Source organism: Hyphobacterium sp. SN044, from assembly GCF_021864465.1.
Classification (GTDB): Bacteria; Pseudomonadota; Alphaproteobacteria; order Caulobacterales; family Maricaulaceae; genus Hyphobacterium.
In genome coordinates this window covers 64,714-81,508 of record NZ_JAKKUV010000007.1, presented here as the reverse complement: position 1 = coordinate 81,508, position 16,795 = coordinate 64,714, and the positions used below count along the sequence as shown (strand labels likewise).

16 protein-coding genes are annotated in these 16,795 nt (G+C 67.8%); 5 read left to right on the top strand and 11 right to left on the bottom strand.

Annotation, left to right across the window (positions count from 1 at the left end; all coding sequences use genetic code 11):
• Positions 1-2: 2 nt before the first annotated feature.
• The 6 genes from L5876_RS10840 to L5876_RS10815 form a co-directional block, all read right to left on the bottom strand.
• A complete protein-coding gene (locus L5876_RS10840) occupies positions 3-854 on the bottom strand; it encodes a dienelactone hydrolase family protein (protein ID WP_236956377.1) in 852 nt (283 codons plus the stop codon).
• Positions 851-1,714 (bottom strand): dienelactone hydrolase family protein, encoded by an 864-nt coding sequence (locus tag L5876_RS10835; RefSeq protein WP_236956376.1) that lies wholly within the window; start codon positions 1,712-1,714, stop codon positions 851-853. Before L5876_RS10835 ends, L5876_RS10840 begins: the two co-directional genes overlap by 4 nt.
• Before the next feature lie 2 nt (positions 1,715-1,716).
• Positions 1,717-3,312 (bottom strand): bifunctional phosphoribosylaminoimidazolecarboxamide formyltransferase/IMP cyclohydrolase, encoded by a 1,596-nt coding sequence (gene purH, locus L5876_RS10830; RefSeq protein ID WP_236956375.1) that lies wholly within the window; start codon positions 3,310-3,312, stop codon positions 1,717-1,719.
• Between the two features lie 79 nt (positions 3,313-3,391).
• Positions 3,392-5,146 carry a heparinase II/III family protein gene (locus L5876_RS10825; protein ID WP_236956374.1) on the bottom strand — a complete coding sequence of 585 codons (1,755 nt, stop codon included), beginning with the start codon at positions 5,144-5,146 and terminating at the stop codon, positions 3,392-3,394.
• A 6-nt stretch (positions 5,147-5,152) separates the two neighbouring features.
• Positions 5,153-5,815 (bottom strand): ribulose-phosphate 3-epimerase, encoded by a 663-nt coding sequence (gene rpe, locus L5876_RS10820; protein ID WP_236956373.1) that lies wholly within the window; start codon positions 5,813-5,815, stop codon positions 5,153-5,155.
• Between the two features lie 61 nt (positions 5,816-5,876).
• Positions 5,877-7,178, bottom strand: a complete 1,302-nt coding sequence (locus tag L5876_RS10815; protein ID WP_236956372.1) for an RsmB/NOP family class I SAM-dependent RNA methyltransferase — start codon at positions 7,176-7,178, stop codon at positions 5,877-5,879.
• A 66-nt stretch (positions 7,179-7,244) separates the two neighbouring features.
• Here L5876_RS10815 and L5876_RS10810 point away from each other — a divergent pair, with 66 nt between their 5' ends.
• Together L5876_RS10810 and L5876_RS10805 are read left to right on the top strand one after the other, a co-directional pair.
• On the top strand, positions 7,245-7,442 hold the full coding sequence (locus L5876_RS10810) for a DUF1674 domain-containing protein (protein ID WP_369281031.1): 198 nt from the start codon (positions 7,245-7,247) through the stop codon (positions 7,440-7,442).
• Positions 7,443-7,525: 83 nt separating this feature from the next.
• Positions 7,526-8,644 (top strand): hypothetical protein, encoded by a 1,119-nt coding sequence (locus L5876_RS10805; RefSeq protein WP_236956370.1) that lies wholly within the window; start codon positions 7,526-7,528, stop codon positions 8,642-8,644.
• 169 nt (positions 8,645-8,813) lie between these two features.
• On the opposite strand, the gene pyrF is transcribed toward L5876_RS10805, so the two are convergent.
• The 3 genes from pyrF to L5876_RS10790 form a co-directional block, all read right to left on the bottom strand.
• Positions 8,814-9,506, bottom strand: a complete 693-nt coding sequence (gene pyrF, locus L5876_RS10800; RefSeq protein WP_236956369.1) for an orotidine-5'-phosphate decarboxylase — start codon at positions 9,504-9,506, stop codon at positions 8,814-8,816.
• Positions 9,507-9,518: 12 nt separating this feature from the next.
• Entirely contained in the window at positions 9,519-10,145 is a 627-nt protein-coding gene (locus tag L5876_RS10795; RefSeq protein WP_236956368.1) for a LysE family translocator, read from the bottom strand.
• A gap of 75 nt (positions 10,146-10,220) precedes the next feature.
• The gene (locus tag L5876_RS10790) at positions 10,221-10,910 is read right to left on the bottom strand and encodes a YggS family pyridoxal phosphate-dependent enzyme (RefSeq protein WP_236956367.1); all 690 of its coding nucleotides are present in this window, start codon (positions 10,908-10,910) and stop codon (positions 10,221-10,223) included.
• Between L5876_RS10790 and L5876_RS10785 the strand changes: the two genes are divergently transcribed.
• A complete protein-coding gene (locus L5876_RS10785; RefSeq protein ID WP_236956366.1) occupies positions 10,909-11,520 on the top strand; it encodes a thiamine phosphate synthase in 612 nt (203 codons plus the stop codon). The genes L5876_RS10790 and L5876_RS10785 overlap by 2 nt on opposite strands.
• 60 nt (positions 11,521-11,580) lie before the next feature.
• Here L5876_RS10785 and L5876_RS10780 read toward each other — a convergent pair whose 3' ends face one another.
• A complete protein-coding gene (locus L5876_RS10780; protein ID WP_236956365.1) occupies positions 11,581-12,012 on the bottom strand; it encodes an NtrZ family periplasmic regulatory protein in 432 nt (143 codons plus the stop codon).
• Positions 12,013-12,145: 133 nt separating this feature from the next.
• Positions 12,146-13,381 (bottom strand): porin, encoded by a 1,236-nt coding sequence (locus tag L5876_RS10775; RefSeq protein WP_236956364.1) that lies wholly within the window; start codon positions 13,379-13,381, stop codon positions 12,146-12,148.
• Between the two features lie 269 nt (positions 13,382-13,650).
• Here L5876_RS10775 and L5876_RS10770 point away from each other — a divergent pair, with 269 nt between their 5' ends.
• Positions 13,651-14,142 carry a DUF3576 domain-containing protein gene (locus tag L5876_RS10770; protein WP_236956363.1) on the top strand — a complete coding sequence of 164 codons (492 nt, stop codon included), beginning with the start codon at positions 13,651-13,653 and terminating at the stop codon, positions 14,140-14,142.
• Between the two features lie 51 nt (positions 14,143-14,193).
• On the top strand, positions 14,194-16,791 hold the full coding sequence (gene leuS / locus L5876_RS10765; RefSeq protein ID WP_236956362.1) for a leucine--tRNA ligase: 2,598 nt from the start codon (positions 14,194-14,196) through the stop codon (positions 16,789-16,791).
• The last annotated feature ends 4 nt before the right edge of the window (positions 16,792-16,795 follow it).

The window sequence follows — 16,795 nt, the reverse complement described above, 5'->3', positions numbered from 1 at the left end:
TATCAGGCGAGCAGCCGGCGTTTCAGGAAATCCGTGAAGGCCGCTTCGGCGGCCTTCACCTTTTCCGGGTCGAAGACGAGGCCCGATCCGGGCAGGTGGTTGTCCTCGTCAAAGCCGTGCGTCACGCCGGTCCAGACCTGCCAGCCGACCTCGGCCCCTTCGGCGCGCTGGCGCTCGAAGACGGCGATCGTCTGCTTCTCGTCGCAGACCGTGTCGCCCTCCACCAGAATGGCATCGACGGGAATACCCTTGGTCCAGCTGCGGATGCGCGAGCGCGCCGGAAAGCCGGAATAGGGATAGAAGACCAGCGCCGCTTTCACGCCGCGAAGCGCCCGGTGCGGCAGGTGGTAGAGGCTGGGCGGGGCCTTGCCCTCCGCGACAAAGGTCAGAAGATCGAGGACAGTCCACGCCCCGTGACTCCAGCCGGCGATCGCAATGCGGCGCTTGTCCACGCGCGGGTCGCGGCGGGCGATTTCGAGCGCAGCGAGCAGGTCACCGGCACGTTCCGGTGCGCGCAGCCGCGCCCCGGTGCAGACCGACCTGATCGCCGTCTCATAGTCGATCCCGCGCAGCGCCAGAGAATCCGGGGCGTAGGCGATAACCCCGTTGGCGGCGGCGATCCGGCCATAACGCTCGGTCACGCCGCGCGGTCCGCCACAGCCGTGAAGCAGGATGACGGCCGGAAAGGGCCCGTCGCCGTCGGGCCGGTAGATGTCGGTGTGCCGGCGCAGCCGCGCGGCAAGCGTGACGAGCCTGAATTGCGGCATGCCGGACACCAGTCCGCGCGCCCTCGCCCCGAAATAAAGCGTGGCCAGCGCCGCCGCGAGGACGATCAGAACCAGTGCCGCGATCATTCGCCTTCGACGCGCATCGCGGCAATCACGCGGTCGCGCGCCCGCTCGGCCGCCTCGGCATCATAGCGCATGCGCGGATCGAAGGCCGGAGCATTGGGCTCGTCAAAGGCGTGGGTCAGCCCGTCCCAGGTCTCGATCCCGACCGGCTGACCTTCCGCGATCGCGTCAGCCGCCAGTTCGCGGCAGGGCGTCTTGCGGGCGACGAGGTCGTTTCCGGCGAGGATGATCGACAGGGGGCGGCCGGTATCGAGGCCTTCCCGGTCGGTGCGCGAGGGCCAGCCACACCAGGGATAGAAGATGATGGCACGCTCGACCCCCGGCAGGCGCGCCGTCGTATTTTCGAGGGCGGGAATGGCCGTTTCCCGCGCCTCGAAGCCGAGCGCGTCGAGGATGGTCCAGCCGCCATGGCTCCAGCCGATCAGGGTCAGGCGGTCGCCATCGATGCGGGGATCGGCCCGGGCCAGTTCCACCGCGGCGAAGACGTCAGCGGCGCGCTCCTGCCCCCAGAGACGGAAACCGCCGCAGACCTGGGTCATGGCTCCGATGCGGCCGATATTGCGAGCGCCGTTGCTGTCGACGATGACCGCGGCGAACCCTGCCGCGTTCAGCGCGTCCGCATAATCGGACTGGACCTGGCGCACGCCGCCGCAGCCATGGAACATCAGCGCGGCCGGGACCGGGCCTTCGGCGCCCTCTGGCACGCGGATTTCGACATGGGAGGACAGAAACTCGGCCTGAGCGGGAAGCGGCCGGGAGTCGATCCCGGCGGCGGTCGCATTGGACATCACGCCTGCGAAGGTGATCACGGCGAGGAAGACTGCCGTACCGAGCCCGATGGCGAGATATCCCTTGAGCCGCATCGTCAGTGGCGGAAATGGCGCATGCCGGTGAAGACCATGGCGATCCCGGCCTTGTTCGCGGCCTCGATCACCTCCTCATCGCGCACCGAACCGCCCGGCTGGATCACCGCCGTGGCCCCGGCGGCGACAGCGGCCTCAAGACCGTCGGCGAAGGGGAAGAAGGCGTCCGACGCGCAGACCGACCCTTGCGTCATCGGGACATCCCACTCGTTTTCCTTTGCCGTATCCTCGGCCTTGCGCACGGCGAGGCGGGCAGCCTCGACGCGGCTGGTCTGGCCCATGCCAATGCCGGCAGACATGCCGCCCTTCGCGTAGACGATGGCGTTCGACTTGGTGTGCTTCACGACCTTCCAGGCGAAGAGGAGGTCGGCCAGCTCCTGCTCGGTCGGCTCGCGTTCGGTCACGGTCTTCAGATCGACCGGGCCGACCATGCCACGGTCGCGTTCCTGGACCAGGAGGCCGCCGGCGACGCTCTTGGCGGTCCAGCTCGCCTGATCCGGTGCGGGCATTTCGCCGGTGAGGAGGACGCGGAGATTCTGCTTGCCCGACAGCACGTCGAGCGCGGCCTCGCTCGCCGACGGGGCGATCACGACTTCGAGGAAGATCTTGGTCAGCGCGTTCGCGGTCTCCGCGTCGATCTCGCAGTTGAAAGCGACGATGCCGCCGAAGGCCGAGACCGGGTCGGCGGAGAAGGCGCGCTCATAGGCGTCGAGCACGTCCTTGCCGGTCGCCACGCCGCAGGGATTGGCGTGCTTCACGATCACCACGGCCGGACCGTCGGCCGCGTCGAACTCGGCGGCGAGCTCGAAGGCCGCGTCGGCGTCGGCGAGATTATTGTAGCTCAGCGCCTTGCCCTGGATCTGCCTGGCGGTCGCGACGCCCGGACGGGTCTCACCGCCGGCATAGAAGGCCGCCGCCTGGTGCGGATTCTCGCCATAGCGCAGCGCCTCGATCCGCTTGCCACCGAAGACGCGGTAGGCGGGTGCGGTCTCGCCTATCTCATTGGCGAACCAGGTCGACACGGCGGCGTCATAGGCCGCGGTACGGGCATAGGTCTTGGCCGCCAGCCTGCGGCGAAGCTCGAGCGTCGTCGCGCCGGAATTGGACTCCATCTCCGCAAGCACGGCGTCGGCGTCCTCATTGTCGGTGCAGACCGCCACGAAGGGATGGTTCTTCGCCGCCGCGCGCAGCATCGCCGGGCCGCCTATGTCGATATTCTCGATGCATTCGGCGAAGGGCGCGTCTTCCGCGACCGTTCGCTCGAACGGGTAGAGATTGACGAATAGCAGGTCGATTTCCGGGATGGCGTGCGCGGCCATGGAATCGCGGTCCTCGGCATGATCGCGGCGGCCGAGCAGGCCGCCATGAACGCGCGGATGCAGCGTCTTCAGCCGTCCGTCCATCATCTCCGGGAATTCGGTCACGTCGGACACGTCCCGCGCGGCAATGCCGGCGGCCTTCAGCGTGTTCAGCGTGCCGCCGGTGGACAGAATCTCGACGCCGGCGGCTTCGAGTTTGCGGGCGCGGTCTTCAAGTCCGGACTTGTCGGACAGGGAAATCAGGGCGCGCCGGACGGGAACGAGATCGATCTGGGTCATGAGGCTCGAATTCACAGAAACGGGAGTTATCGGGAGTATCACCAATGCGGGCGGGCGGCCAAGCGTTCCGCCTGCTCGCTCAGCCGGACTTGCCGGCCGCATTGCCGACCCGGCCGAGCCGCTGGAACGCCCAGCGTACGCGGTTGGGCGGGCGTTCGCCCGCGCCATAGGGTTCGGCTTCGCCGGAAATCACCAGTTGTGACGTGCGTTTGGGCGGTGCGGAGCCACCGAGCCAGACCGAACGTTCGATGCGCACCGGACCGCCATCGGTGCGGAAGCGCCAGCCATCGCCGGTCGGCAGGACGAGTAGCGCGCTCATCGCGTCGCGCGACAGGGAGGCGCGCACGCCGGGGTGGAGATGGAAGCGAATCGCGAAGCGGATATGCGCCTCCGGATTTTCCGGCGGGCCATCCTCGACCGGACGCGAGAGCGCGTCCTCACCGCGCAGATCGCCGCCATCGGCCGCGAGGAAGATGCGGCGGCGGTGCATCAGGCCGAAGGGCGCACGATAGCCGTCATGGCTCGCTTCGAGCCACAGGCCAATCTCTTCCTCGGTCCGGCGGGCCGTCACATTGCCGGGACCGGACAGGAAGCGGGGACCCAGAATCTGCTGGCCCCGTCCCGGCGGCACGAGCCGGCAGGACGAGGTTTCCTCCAGCGTCAGCGTCGAATGTGCCGCGGTCGCGCGGACGACCTGCCGCCAGCTGCGGGGCTGGTCATCGGACCAGCCGCAATTGACGATCAGCCGCCCGCCGGGCGCGGAGAACTCCATCGCCAGCGCGCTGGCATGCGCGTCCGTACCGAGCGCGCCGCCGGCCGGCTTGCCGGCATCGAGAATGACGGTCGCCCCACCCGCTTCGGAGCGCTGATAGCCGGAATGGGGGGCGTAGCCGAAGCTGCGTTCGCCGGTCCTTGAGTGCGAGAGGGCTGTCTCGATCGCCTTGCGGTCGCCTGCCCCGCCGCCATGGAAACAGGCGAGGCCGCCATCATGCATACGGAAGAAGCGCGTGACCGGCGCGATCCGGTCGGTCGCGCGGCGGACTTTCTCCGGCAGGGTCTGGTTGGCGGTCTCTGCGGCGGCATCGAGCGTGACGAGGTCGATCATCGTGTCGGCGGCGGCCTGCGGCGCGCGGCTGACATGACCGCCATCGGCGAAGATCTGGCGGTCGAGTTCCTGTTCCAGCAGGGCCAGACCCGCCGCCCCGGCCGGCCCGCGCTCGCCCAGGCAGATTCCGCCGAGCGATAGCGCGAAGGCGGCCTTCAGGCGTGGACGGCCGTCGCTGGCCAAGGTCGCGGTGCGTTTGAGGTGCCGGATTTGCCGGTCTAGCGAGGCCAGACGCTTCCGTCCGGCCTCACCGGTAAACAGGATCTCTCCGGCCTCGAGCCACTGAACGACGCGCTCGGGCAGGACGTCGGGTGACCAGGAAAAGCTGTTCCAGCGGCCCAGCGTCCCGATCCACTGATCGACCAGCCCGCAGGCGAGGTCCGGGGCTTCGGCGTCGGCGCAGGACAGAAGATCGCGCAGCCAGTGAAATCCGTGGAGCCGGAGGGCGAATTCACGCGATGGCAAGGGCCGGGCCCAGGGCGACGGGTTCTCGTCGTCGAGCGTCAACGTGTCTCCGCAGAAAGCAAAACGGCCATCGAGAATGGCCGAACCGCGGGCGGTGTCCGGCGTGCGCAGGCGTGGCGGAAGCGCGTCGATTCGCGGCGCGGATTTCGGCGGGACGAGCGCGGCGCGCAGCGGCGGAATGGCGTGCACGGTCTCGGACGCTTCGCGGCGCAAGGCCAGCGTCAGTGCGTCGGAGAAATCCGTGAACCCGATGCGGCGGACCATGTCCGATCAACCGCCGCGCAGGGCGGCGATATTGCCCGCATAGGCCTCAGGCCCGCCCTTGAAGACGGCCGTTCCCGCGACCAATGCGTGCGCACCGGCGTCGCGGCACTGCCTTGCCGTGTCGGGGTTCACGCCGCCATCGACCTCGACGAGCGTTTCAAGGCCCATCGTGTCGATCCGGGTGCGAAGGGCGGAGATCTTGCGTAACTGGCTGTCGATGAAGCTTTGTCCGCCAAAGCCGGGATTGACGCTCATCACCAGGATCACGTCGAGCTCTTCGAGCACATAGTCGAGCACGGTATCCGGCGTCGACGGATTCAGCGCCGCCCCGGCCTTCGCGCCGGTCGCGCGGATCGCCTGGACCGTGCGGTGGAAATGCGGTCCGGCCTCGGGATGGGCGGTGATGATGTCCGCGCCAGCATCCCGGAACGCCTGAATGTACGGATCGACCGGCGTGATCATCAGATGCACGTCGAACGGCTTTGTGGTGTGCGGACGCAGCGCCTTGATGACGCCCGGGCCGATGGTGAGGTTGGGCACGTAATGCCCGTCCATCACGTCGATATGGATCCAGTCGGCCCCGGCCGCGTCAATCGCACGGACTTCCTCGCCCAGACGGGCGAAGTCGGCGGAGAGGATCGACGGGGCGATCAGCGCGTTTCTGGCCATGGCCAAGGGGCATAACAGCGCGGGTCAGACGGGGCAAGCGGCGGGCGTATCCCCGCCTGCATCACGCTTTCCGGCGGATGAGCCGGGCGATGAAAAACCCGTCGATTCCGTTGCGGTTGGCCCACATCTCCGGGGTCAGGCGGACGCTGCCGTCCTTCTCAACCGCCTCGCGCAGCCCGGGCAGTTCTTCGGGCTTCACGGGATCGAGCTTCAGACCGGGCTCTACGGCGAGGATGCGCTTCAGCCAGAGCTCGCCCTCCTCGGGCTGCAGTGAACAGGTGCAGATCACCATCCGCCCGCCGGGTTTGAGGTTCGCGAAGGCGGCCTTGACGAGATCGTCCTGAATGGAGGCGAGCGAGGCCACATCCTCGGGCGATTTCGCATAGGCGACATCGGGCCGGCGGCGCAGCGTGCCGGTGGAGGTGCAGGGCGCATCGACGAGGATGGCATCGAAGGGTTGCGGGGCGGTCCAGTTGCGGCCGTCGGCGGCAACGCATTCGGCCTTCAACCCGGTTCGGGCGAGATTCTCCTCGACCCGCTTCAACCGTTTCGGCGAGGCATCGAGCGCCGTCACCGACGCTCCTGTCGCCGCGAGCTGCATGGTCTTGCCGCCGGGCGCGGCACACAAGTCGAGCACGCGCTCGCCGGTCTTCGCGCCAAGCAGAAGCGCGGGAAGCGCCGCGCCGGCGTCCTGCGCCCACCATTCCCCTTCGGCATAGCCCGGCAATGCAGTGATGTCGCCGATCCCGGCCTTGCGCAGCGTGCCCGTAGACAGGACTTTCGCCTCGAGCGCTTCGGCCCATTTCTCGGCATCGGCAGGGTTTTTCACGGTCAAGTCGAGCGGCGGGTCACGCGTGACGGCTTCGGCGATGGCCGCGGCCCGCTTGCCCCCGTAGGCCTTCGTCCAGCTCTCCCTGAGCCAGGCCGGCAGGTTCAGAACCACCGGAATGCGGTCGGCGTCCGTCCGGCCCGCCCTGGCGACCTTGCGCAGGACGGCGTTGACCAGTCCGGCGAGGCGCTCGGTTGCCTTGTTTTCCTTGGCGATGGCCACGGAGGAGGACACGGCGGCATGGGCCGGCGTGCCGAGCCAGAGCATCTGCGCTGCGCCGACCAGCAGAATTGTGCGTCCCAGCGCAGCATTGTCCGGCAGCGGGCGGTTGAGAAAGCGGGCCAGCAGGGCTTCGGTCTGGCCGGCGCGGCGCAACGTGGTCGCGGCCAGCTGGCGCGCGAAGGCGCGGTCGCGCGCTTCCATCACGCGCATTTCGGGCGTGTTGTTCAGTGCGCCATCCAGCGCGCTCTTTCCGGCCATCACGGCATGGACGGCGGCGATCGCCGCGCGCCGGGCTTCCAGTCCTTCGCTCATGACGCGGGCGTTAGCATGCGCGCGCGGGCTTGGACAGAGAGGCACGCACGGCCTATCTCTGTTCCCATGACGCACCCGCCCGAGAATGCCGCCCCCGGAAAGACGTTGAGCCCCGCCGCAATCCGCGCGCTGGAAGAGGCCGAAGCGCGCCGCAAGGCCGAGACCGAGGCGGCCGAACAGGTTGCCGAAGAGGGCGGGCCGAAGCGGCCTGAACCGACGCGCTATGGTGACTGGGAGCGCAAGGGCGTGGCGGTCGATTTCTAACCGTGCCGGAATTAACCCTATCGCCCTCGCCCGCAAAGGGAATCCGCTTCGCGAGGGGTTAACCTGCTGTTAACCTCCAGGCCATGCGCCAGATCCTCGCCTGCCTCATCGCCCTGACCGCCTTCGCCGCGCCCGCCGCGGCGCAATCGGGCTATCTCGCCGGCGGTCCGGGCAGCGACCGCCCGGAGTATCGCGGCAGCGGCGGCGAGGCCCCGCCCGGAACGATTGAAATCTGGGATGGCGAACGCTGGCGGCCCTATGCCTACTGCCAGACCAATCCGTGCGGCACCTACAATGCCGACCGCTATCGCCGCGATGAGTACCGGACCAATGTGCAGACCTATGCGCATCTGGATGGGCGCGATTACAGCTATGCCGACTGCCCGGCCGGAACCGAACCCAGCATTGGCGATGACGGCGAACGCATCTGCCTCAGGCGCTCCGGGCGGGTGACGACACGCGACGATCTTCCGCGTCACGCGCCGCGCTATGAATCCCCCGCTCCGCGTTATGTGAACCACACACCCCGCTACGAGGAGCGTGGCGGGTATCGCGAAACCTATGACGAGCGCCGCTACAGCTATCGCGACGAGGAGCGCCACTACCCGCCGGCTTCACCCTGCCAGTATCGCCGCGAAGAGCGCCGCGAGTACCGGCATTCGGGCTGGAATGATTGCTATCAGAGCCGGGAATGGACCGACTACCGCCGGACCGAATATCGCGGCGATATCGACCTCAGGGTCTATCCGCGCGAATGGTATGGTCAGGATGGCCGTTACTGGCACGAGGTTCGCGGATCGGGCGGCCGGTCCGGCTGCGCCTGCGAGGGCTTCTCGCGCGACCGCCACTATTCGGAATGCGGCCATTACGACCACACCACGCATTACGATGGCGGGTATGGCTATTACGATGACGACCTCGCCTGGTCGTATTTCGGCGCGCGGTCAGGCGCGTATTACGGCACGGCGGGCGGCGGCGGATTTCACCGCGAGCTGGTCCTGCCGAGTGCCGGCGCTCGGGCACGCGCCCTGGCCGGGGCCGGCGCGGGGGCCGGGGCCAATGCGAATGCCAGTGTCAGCGTGAACACGCGGGTGAATACCGGCGTGCATGTCCGCGTTGGAGGGCGGTGGGGCGGACGCGGCGGCCATGGCGGCGGAGGTTGCCGGTCAGGCTGCGGCCATGGCGGTGGCAGAGGGCACTGAGTCAATCCGTCCGCCCTTCGAGACGCGGTAATTAATCCGCCCGCAAGACCCTTCTATCGACGTTCCCCGGTTTCGGGGTCCCCGCATTCGCGGGGAAAACGAAGACCGGGGTCCGGATGGATCCCGGACCGGCTTTGCCGTCCGGGAAACGTCAGGACTGACCATCGGGTCAGCCCAGCGCTTCGGCGATTTCCGCATTGATGGCGTTGGCCGCGGCGACCGGGTCGGCGGCTTCCGCGACCGGACGTCCGACGACGACATAATCCGCGCCCATCCGCATCGCCTCGCCCGGCGTGGCGACGCGCTTCTGGTCGCCGACATCCGACCCGGCCGGGCGCACGCCCGGCGTCACGATCAGGAAATCATCGCCGAAGCGCTTGCGCGCTTCCGTGGCTTCGAGCGGCGAGATGATCATGCCGTCCATGCCCGCCTCGATCGCCTGCTCGATCCGCCGGAAGACGAGGTCGCGGGCGGTGTAGGCATAGCCCATCTCGGTCAGCATGGCGTCGTCGTAGGCGGTGAGCACGGTGACCGCGAGGAGTTTCAGGTCCGGATCATCCGCCTTGCCCTGCACGGCTGCCCGCATGATGTCGGGCTCGGCGTGGATGGTCAGGAAATCGCCGCCGGCCTCGGCGATCGACCGCGTGGCCCGCTCAACCGTCTTCGGGATGTCGTGAAGCTTCCAGTCGAGGAAGGTCTTCTTGCCCTTCGCCCTGAGGCGCGCGGAGACGTCCATCGCCCCGAGCGGGAAGAGCTGGAGTCCCAGCTTGAACCAGGAAACCGCGCCATCGAGGCGCGCGGCGAGCGCTTCGGCGTCCGCAATCCGCGGGACGTCGAGCGCGACGATCAATCGGCTGTCCATGAGACGGGCCGTTTACCCCGCATCGCGGGCGATGAGCAAGCGCAAACCGAGTCCGCCGAATGCGGTCGCGGCCAGTGCGTTGAGAGCGCGTCGCCAGGCCGCCGACCGTTCGAGCCGGGACCGCGCGGCCCCGGCGGCGAGAACGACTGTCAGCAGGACCAGATCGCCGATCACGAAGAAAATCGCCGCGAGCGTCAGCATCTGGATCCAGACCGGGCCGATCTCCGCATTGGTGAATTGCGGCAGGAAGGCCATGTAGAAGAGGCCGACCTTCGGGTTGAGCAAATTGGTCAGGAAGCCGCGCCGGAAGGCTGGCCACATGCCCTTCGCCGCCCGGCCCTCGGGCAAGGCATCCAGCTTGCGGATGGTCTGGATGGCGAGCCAGACGAGATAGGCCCCGCCGATCCAGCGCACGACGGTCAGGGCGTGTTCCGTTGCCGCCAGCATGGCCGAGAGGCCCAGGACGGTGGCGAGCGTCCAGCTCGCGGCGCCGAGATTGATCCCAGCCAGGGCCATCAGGCCCGCGCGCCAGCCCTTCGAAGCGGTGGTCGCCAGCGTGAAGGCCATGTCGGGGCCTGGCGCGATCGCAAGGGCGAAGGCACCGGCCATAAAGAGAGGCAGAAGGCCGAGGTCGAGCATTCTTGCAGGAGCGCATGCGCCGCGGATTCCGGCAATCTGAATCTTGCGCGACGCGTGATCACATTGCGGAGAGGTTCAGCCGCGTTCACCAAACAGGGCGGTTCCGACCCGGACCGAGGTCGCGCCGAAGCGGATGGCGGTTTCGAAATCGCCGCTCATGCCCATGGACAGCTTTTCAACACCGCAGGCTCGGGAGAGATCCGCCAGAAGGGCGAAATGCGGGCCGGCCGGTTCGCCGACCGGCGGAATGCACATCAGGCCGTCAATGTCGAAGCCGTACTCCAGACGCATACGCTCCACGAATGCCACGGCCTCCTGCGGAGGAATGCCGGATTTCTGGTTTTCCTCGCCGGTATTGACCTGGACGTAGAGGCGCGGGGTGCGGCCCTGCTTGTCCATCTCCTTGCGCAGCGCCCTGGCGAGGCTGTCGCGGTCGAGCGTCTCGATCACGTCGAACAGGGCGACCGCGTCGCCGGCCTTGTTCGATTGCAGCGGCCCGACGAGGCGCAGTTCGAGGTCGGAATATCGCTGCCGCCGTTCGGTCCAGCGCGCCTGCGCTTCCTGCACGCGGTTCTCGCCGAACACGCGCTGACCCGCCGCGAGCATGGCGTCGACGCGGTCGTCCGGCTGGACTTTCGAGACGGCGACCAGCGCGATATCGCTCGCACTGCGACGGGCGGTTTGCGCGGCGGCGCTGATGCGCTGCAGGATGGCGGTGCGGCGCTCCGCGATTTCGGCGGCAATATCGGGGACAAGATCGGTCATGACGGGCGGGTGGTATGACGCAGGCCGGGCGCTGGCAAGGGCCGCGGCGCGCGTGGCGCGGGGGTCGCCCGGCCCGTTGCCGCCGCTGATCGTGCTCACCGATCCGCGCCGTTATCCCGATATCGAGGCGTTTGCCGAATCCATCCCGTCCCGTTCCGTGCTGGTCCACCGGCATTTCGGCCGCCCGGAGGCCGCACGTGAGGCGCATGCGCTGCGCCGCATCGCCGACCGGACGGGGCTGATCCTCCTGATCGCCGCCGATCCGACGCTCGCCCTGCAATGCGGAGCGGACGGGGTGCACTGGCCGGAACGCCTGATCGGTCAGGCCCGGACGCGGCATCCTTCGGGCCTGATCCTGACCGCTTCGGCGCATTCGCGGCGCGGCGCGAAGCGGGCAGCCCGGCTGGACGCCGATGCCGTGCTGCTGTCGCCGGTGTTTCCGACCCGGAGCCCCGGCGCCGGACGCCCCATCGGGATCTGGCGCGCCGGTGCGATCGCCCGGTCCGTCGCGGCGCCGGTCTATGCGCTCGGCGGCATCACGCCGGAACGGGCGGCTCGGCTTTCAGGGCTGGGCTTTTCGGGGGTCGCCGCAGTATCCGCAGCGTACTGAATCCGGGCCATAAAAAACCCGGCGCTCGGGCCGGGCGAACACGCGGGCTGGGCGCTTCGTCTAGAAGCGCAGGGCGGATTCGAATTTGACCTCGGGCGCACGCTCGTCATCGGCCAGCGTGCCCGTCAGCAAGTCTTCCTGCGCCGTGAAGCGCACCGCGCCGCCGAAGCGGAAGCGTTCGCCGACATTGACGAAGGCGCCGGCCGAGAAGCTGTCGAGGTCGTAGCGCTCGTTTGGATCGTTATCGAGGCCCAGCGTGAAGCCCCAGCGTTCGGTCGCGTTGAACTCGAACTGGGTTTCCGGGTTGTCGAAGGCGACATTCGGCACGTTGTCGGACGTGGCGAAGGTGAAGGCCTCATACCACGGCTGGACCGCCGCGGAGCCGGTTTCGCTGGTCTGTTCCTGGAAGGCAAAGGCGGACGGCGCCGTCACGCAGAGCGTGGCAGCGGCGAAAACACTTGCAAAACCAATTTGGTAGACCCGACTGGTCATGGTTTTGGTCCCTTCCAGTTGGTCAATATAGCGACATGACCGGGTGAATCGAAGCCCTTTTCAGGGATGAAACGACTCTCGCCGGAAAGTGTTGCGCAGAATCCATGCTTCTTTTCGCGGACGGGGGCCGCAATCAGTAGCGCAGGCCCGCCTCGATCAGCAGGGAAACGTCCTCGCGCTCGCCGGACAGGCGCTGTCCGGGCCCGCCAGGCAAGGCGAATCCGGTCTCTTCCCGGCGCAGGGCAGCCCCGATCAGGCCGTGATCGCCGACGAGGCGCGACACACCGACCTGAATGGCGCGCTGCGATTCGTGGATCAGGCTGTCATCCGACAGGCCGGCCTCGATCCCGACCCGCCACGGGCCGAAATCGCGGGCGAGTCCCGCCGTCAGGGCGGAATAGGTCTCCGCATCGAGCGCCGACACCCCGAACAGCCAGTCCTCCCGCTCCACCCGCACACCCGCCTGTACGGCAGTGTAGCCGCCTGGCGCCGCAGGATCCGAGGGGTCGGCGGTCAGAGCCGATAGCGCGGCCTCGAACCGGGTTTCGCGCGAAAAGGTATGATCGAAGGAGACGGCGAGCTCGGCAGCATTGTCGAGCCGGTTGCCGGCCAGGGCCGTGACGGGCGTGCCCGGTACCGATACGGCCTGCCGGCCCCGGACGCAGACATCGACGCCGCAGCCCTGCGTTTCCGCCGCGAAGGAGGCGGACAGACGGAAGCCGACGATGCGCTGGCTCTGCACCGCGATTCGCGGCCCGAAGCCGGACGCGTCATTCACGGTCCGGATTGCGGCATGGCCGCCCGGATCGAGCGTGCCGCCATCGAGCGCGAGGCTGCGCATGGCCGTGACGGCGGGAATGGCTTCCATCGCCGCCGCGCCTGGCGTCAGACCGGCGCGCACCTCGCCCCAACCGCCCCGCACGAAGAGATGCGCGCTTTCCAGGGCGACGCGGCCCGGCTCATCCGGCCGGGAAGCCGACACATGACGGCCGGTCGCGATGGAGCGCTGCAGGACCGTGCCGCTGACGGGGCAGCCCGCCGCGGCATCGGTGCAATCACCCACGCTGTCGGCGAAACCGGAGCGGCCAGTGTCACGCTGGGCCCGCAGGCGGAAGCGCGCGCCATAGCGCAGCCCGTCATCGGTGATGGCTTCGGCGTCGAGGAAGGCGTCGAGTTCGGCGAGGAGGCCGTCATGAACCGGATCGGTATCGCCCGCGCCGGCGGCAAGGGTCAGGTCGAGACCGGTTTCGATCTCGAACGGACCCCATTGATGGTCTTGAAGTATGACAGCCGCAGCGGGCGATGGCGTGGCCGCGAGGACTGTCGAGAGCAGGATGGCGGAGTATGAAACTGCCGTCGTCCGCTTCATGGTCGCTCGCGGCCTCACCGGTCGGCCCCGTCCCCCCGGACGTTCGGGCATGAAAACACGCCAGCCGACCCCCTCCGGTCAAGCGCGCCCGCCATGAAATGCGGCAGGAAGATGGCAGCTGTGTCGTTCCCGCCACAGATTAAGATGTCACCTGCGAACGCATCGCGGCGCTGGCACTGAACGGATTGCATGTTATAGAGCGGTCCCGTCTTGCGGCGCCGCCGCGTTCCATGCTCTGGTTTCGCGCCGTTTCAAGGAGCCTTTTCACGATGCCTGTCCGTCAGCCGATCCTGTGGGCGATTCTCGCCTCGATTCTCGTCCTTTCGCCGGCCTGTTCCTCGCTTGGCGGGGGCGGTGACAATGCCGAGTCCGAGGGCCGCAGCGGGCTTCGCATCCCGAGCTTTGGCGGCGGCGGTTCCGACGAAGTCGCCGGCATCGGCGTCAATTCCTATCTGTGGCGCGCCAGCCTCGACACGATCAGCTTCATGCCGCTGCAGGAAGTCGATCCGTTCGGCGGCGTGATCATCACGGACTGGTACGCCAATCCGGAGATGACGACCGAGCGCTTCAAGGTCACGGTCTATATCCTCGACACGCGGCTTCGCGCCGACGCGCTATCGGTGCGCGTCTTCCGCCAGGAGCAGCAGGAGAACGGTGGCTGGATCGATGCCGCCGTGAGCCCTGAAACCGCCGTTGAAATCGAGAACGCGATCCTGACCCGCGCCCGCCAGCTGCGGATTTCCAACCTGGAAACCGAATAAGCCGGCGCCGGATCTCCGGTCGCGCCCTGACCTGTTGAGGGCGCCGTCATCATGACCCGTTACAATCCCCGCGAGGCCGAGCCGAAATGGCAGGCCGCCTGGGCCGAAGCCGGCGTTGACGCCGCCGCCGATCCGACCCAGTCGGACCGGGAGAAATACTATGTCCTGGAGATGTTCCCCTATCCGTCGGGGCGTATCCATGTCGGCCATTCGCGCAACTACACGATGGGTGACGTTGTCGCCCGCTACAAGCGCGCCAAGGGCTTCGACGTGCTGCACCCGATGGGGTGGGACGCGTTCGGCCTGCCGGCGGAGAACGCCGCCCGCGAACGCGGCGTGCATCCGCGCGACTGGACGCTGGAAAACATCCGCGTCATGCGCGGCCAGCTGCAGCGCCTCGGGCTGGCCATCGACTGGACGCGGGAGATCGCGACCTGCGAGCCGGACTATTACAAGCATCAGCAAGCCATCTTCCTGAAGCTCTTCGAGCGCGGCCTGGTCGTGCGGAAGAAGGCGAAGGTGAACTGGGACCCGGTCGATCAGACCGTGCTGGCCAACGAACAGGTCGTCGACGGGCGCGGCTGGCGCTCCGGCGCGATCGTCGTGCAGCGCGAACTCGACCAGTGGTTCTTCAAGATCACCGACTATGCCGACGAATTGCTCGAAGGGATCGAGACGCTCGACCGCTGGCCGGACAAGGTCCGGCTGATGCAGAAGAACTGGATCGGCAAGTCGCGCGGCGCGCGCATCCTCTTCCCCTTCGTGGAAAAGGATGATGCCCGACGGTTCGGCTGCGAGGGCATCGAGGTCTTCACCACGCGCCCCGACACGCTGTTCGGCGCCAGCTTCCTGGCGCTGGCCCCCGATCACGCAGTGACGAATGCGCTCGGCGCGGAAGACCCTTCGGTCGAGTCCTTCCAGGATTATTGCCGCCGCACCGGCGTCAGCGAGGAAGAGATCGAAAAGGCCCCCAAGCGCGGCCTCGATCTCGGCGTGAAAGTCCGTCACCCGTTCGACAAGGATTGGGAGCTTCCGGTCTGGACCGCGAATTTCGTGCTGTCGACCTATGGCACGGGCGCAATCTTCGGTTCGCCCGCGGGCGACCAGCGCGACCTCGACTTCGCGCGCAAATACGATCTGCCCGTGACGCCGGTCGTGCTGCCGCCGAACGCCGATCCGAAGACGCACAAGATTACCGACGAGGCCTATACCGGCGACGGTACGCTCTACAATTCGCGCTTCCTCGACGGTCTGACGACGGCGGAAGGCATCGATCGCGCCATTGCGAAGCTGGAAGAAGTCGGGCTCGGCGAAGGCGCGACGACCTATCGCCTGCGCGACTGGCTGGTGTCGCGGCAGCGCTATTGGGGCTGCCCGATCCCGATCATCCATTGCGACAATTGCGGTGTCGTCCCGGTCCAGGAAGAGCTGCTTCCGGTCCGCCTGCCGGACGATGTGCGCTTCGACAAGCCGGGCAATCCGCTGGACCGTCACGATGGCTGGCGCCATGTCGACTGTCCGGAATGCGGCGCGCCGGCGCGGCGCGAGACCGACACGCTCGACACTTTCGTATGCTCGTCCTGGTATTTCCTGCGCTTCACCTCGCCGTGGCGCGAGGACATTCCCTTCGACCCCGAGGTCGCGAAGGCATGGATGCCGGTCGACCAGTATGTCGGCGGGATCGAGCACGCCATCCTGCACCTGCTCTATGCGCGCTTCTTCACGCGCGCGCTGCGCGATGCCGGACTGATCGACCTGCCGTCCGGGGAACCCTTCGCCGGCCTGTTCACCCAGGGCATGGTCACGCACCGGACCTACCGGTCCGATGATGGCCGCTGGCTGGGGCCGAACGAGGTCGAGGAGAGGGACGGGCAGACCGTCGAGATCGCGACCAACAAGACGGTGTCTGTCGGTCAGCTCGAGAAAATGTCGAAGTCGAAGAAGAATGTCGTCGATCTCGACGCCTTCATCGAGGATTTCGGCGCCGACGCGGCGCGCTGGTTCGTGCTGTCGGATTCGCCGCCCGAACGCGATGTGGAATACACCGCCGAGGGCGTGGACGGGGTCTGGCGCTTCATCCAGCGGGTCTGGGCGCTGTGCGACGGACACCCGCAGGGTGCGCCTTCGCCGTCGGCGGACGTTCCGGCCTGCGACGGCGCGGATCTCGAACTGCGCCGCACGGTCCACCGTGCGGTCAAGGACGTGTCCGACGCGATCGAGGGCTTCCGCTTCAACTCGGCGGTCGCCAGCATCCACGAACTGGTCAATGAGATCCGCCGTCACAAGGGCGAAGGCGATGCCGCCATTGCCGCGCGCAGCGAAGCGCTCGGCCTGATGGCGCGCCTGATCTCGCCTTTCATGCCGCACCTGGCGGAATCCTGCTGGGAGCGGATCGGCGGCGAAGGCCTTGTGGCCACGCAGGGCTGGCCCGACTATGATCCGGCCCTCATCACGGCGGACAGCGTCACCCTGCCGGTGCAGGTCAATGGCAAGCGCCGCGGCGAGATCGTCGTGGCGCGCGGCGCGCCGTCCGACGCCGTTGAAGCCACCGCGCTCGCCGAGGCCGGGGTTGCGCGCTCGCTCGAAGGGCTCACAGTGCGCAAGGTGATCGTGGTACCGGACCGGATCGTCAATATCGTCGCGGGGTAGACGC

Excerpts from the sequence above, each read along its gene's own strand:
- L5876_RS10840 (WP_236956377.1), bottom strand. The coding sequence starts at position 854 with ATGATCGCGGCACTGGTTCTGATCGTCCTCGCGGCGGCGCTGGCCACG.
- L5876_RS10835 (WP_236956376.1), bottom strand. The coding sequence starts at position 1,714 with ATGCGGCTCAAGGGATATCTCGCCATCGGGCTCGGTACGGCAGTCTTC.
- purH (WP_236956375.1), bottom strand. The coding sequence starts at position 3,312 with ATGACCCAGATCGATCTCGTTCCCGTCCGGCGCGCCCTGATTTCCCTG.
- L5876_RS10825 (WP_236956374.1), bottom strand. The coding sequence starts at position 5,146 with ATGGTCCGCCGCATCGGGTTCACGGATTTCTCCGACGCACTGACGCTG.
- rpe (WP_236956373.1), bottom strand. The coding sequence starts at position 5,815 with ATGGCCAGAAACGCGCTGATCGCCCCGTCGATCCTCTCCGCCGACTTC.
- L5876_RS10815 (WP_236956372.1), bottom strand. The coding sequence starts at position 7,178 with ATGAGCGAAGGACTGGAAGCCCGGCGCGCGGCGATCGCCGCCGTCCAT.
- L5876_RS10810 (WP_369281031.1), top strand. The coding sequence starts at position 7,245 with ATGACGCACCCGCCCGAGAATGCCGCCCCCGGAAAGACGTTGAGCCCC.
- L5876_RS10805 (WP_236956370.1), top strand. The coding sequence starts at position 7,526 with ATGCGCCAGATCCTCGCCTGCCTCATCGCCCTGACCGCCTTCGCCGCG.
- pyrF (WP_236956369.1), bottom strand. The coding sequence starts at position 9,506 with ATGGACAGCCGATTGATCGTCGCGCTCGACGTCCCGCGGATTGCGGAC.
- L5876_RS10795 (WP_236956368.1), bottom strand. The coding sequence starts at position 10,145 with ATGCTCGACCTCGGCCTTCTGCCTCTCTTTATGGCCGGTGCCTTCGCC.
- L5876_RS10785 (WP_236956366.1), top strand. The coding sequence starts at position 10,909 with ATGACGGGCGGGTGGTATGACGCAGGCCGGGCGCTGGCAAGGGCCGCG.
- L5876_RS10790 (WP_236956367.1), bottom strand. The coding sequence starts at position 10,910 with ATGACCGATCTTGTCCCCGATATTGCCGCCGAAATCGCGGAGCGCCGC.
- L5876_RS10780 (WP_236956365.1), bottom strand. The coding sequence starts at position 12,012 with ATGACCAGTCGGGTCTACCAAATTGGTTTTGCAAGTGTTTTCGCCGCT.
- L5876_RS10775 (WP_236956364.1), bottom strand. The coding sequence starts at position 13,381 with ATGAAGCGGACGACGGCAGTTTCATACTCCGCCATCCTGCTCTCGACA.
- L5876_RS10770 (WP_236956363.1), top strand. The coding sequence starts at position 13,651 with ATGCCTGTCCGTCAGCCGATCCTGTGGGCGATTCTCGCCTCGATTCTC.
- leuS (WP_236956362.1), top strand. The coding sequence starts at position 14,194 with ATGACCCGTTACAATCCCCGCGAGGCCGAGCCGAAATGGCAGGCCGCC.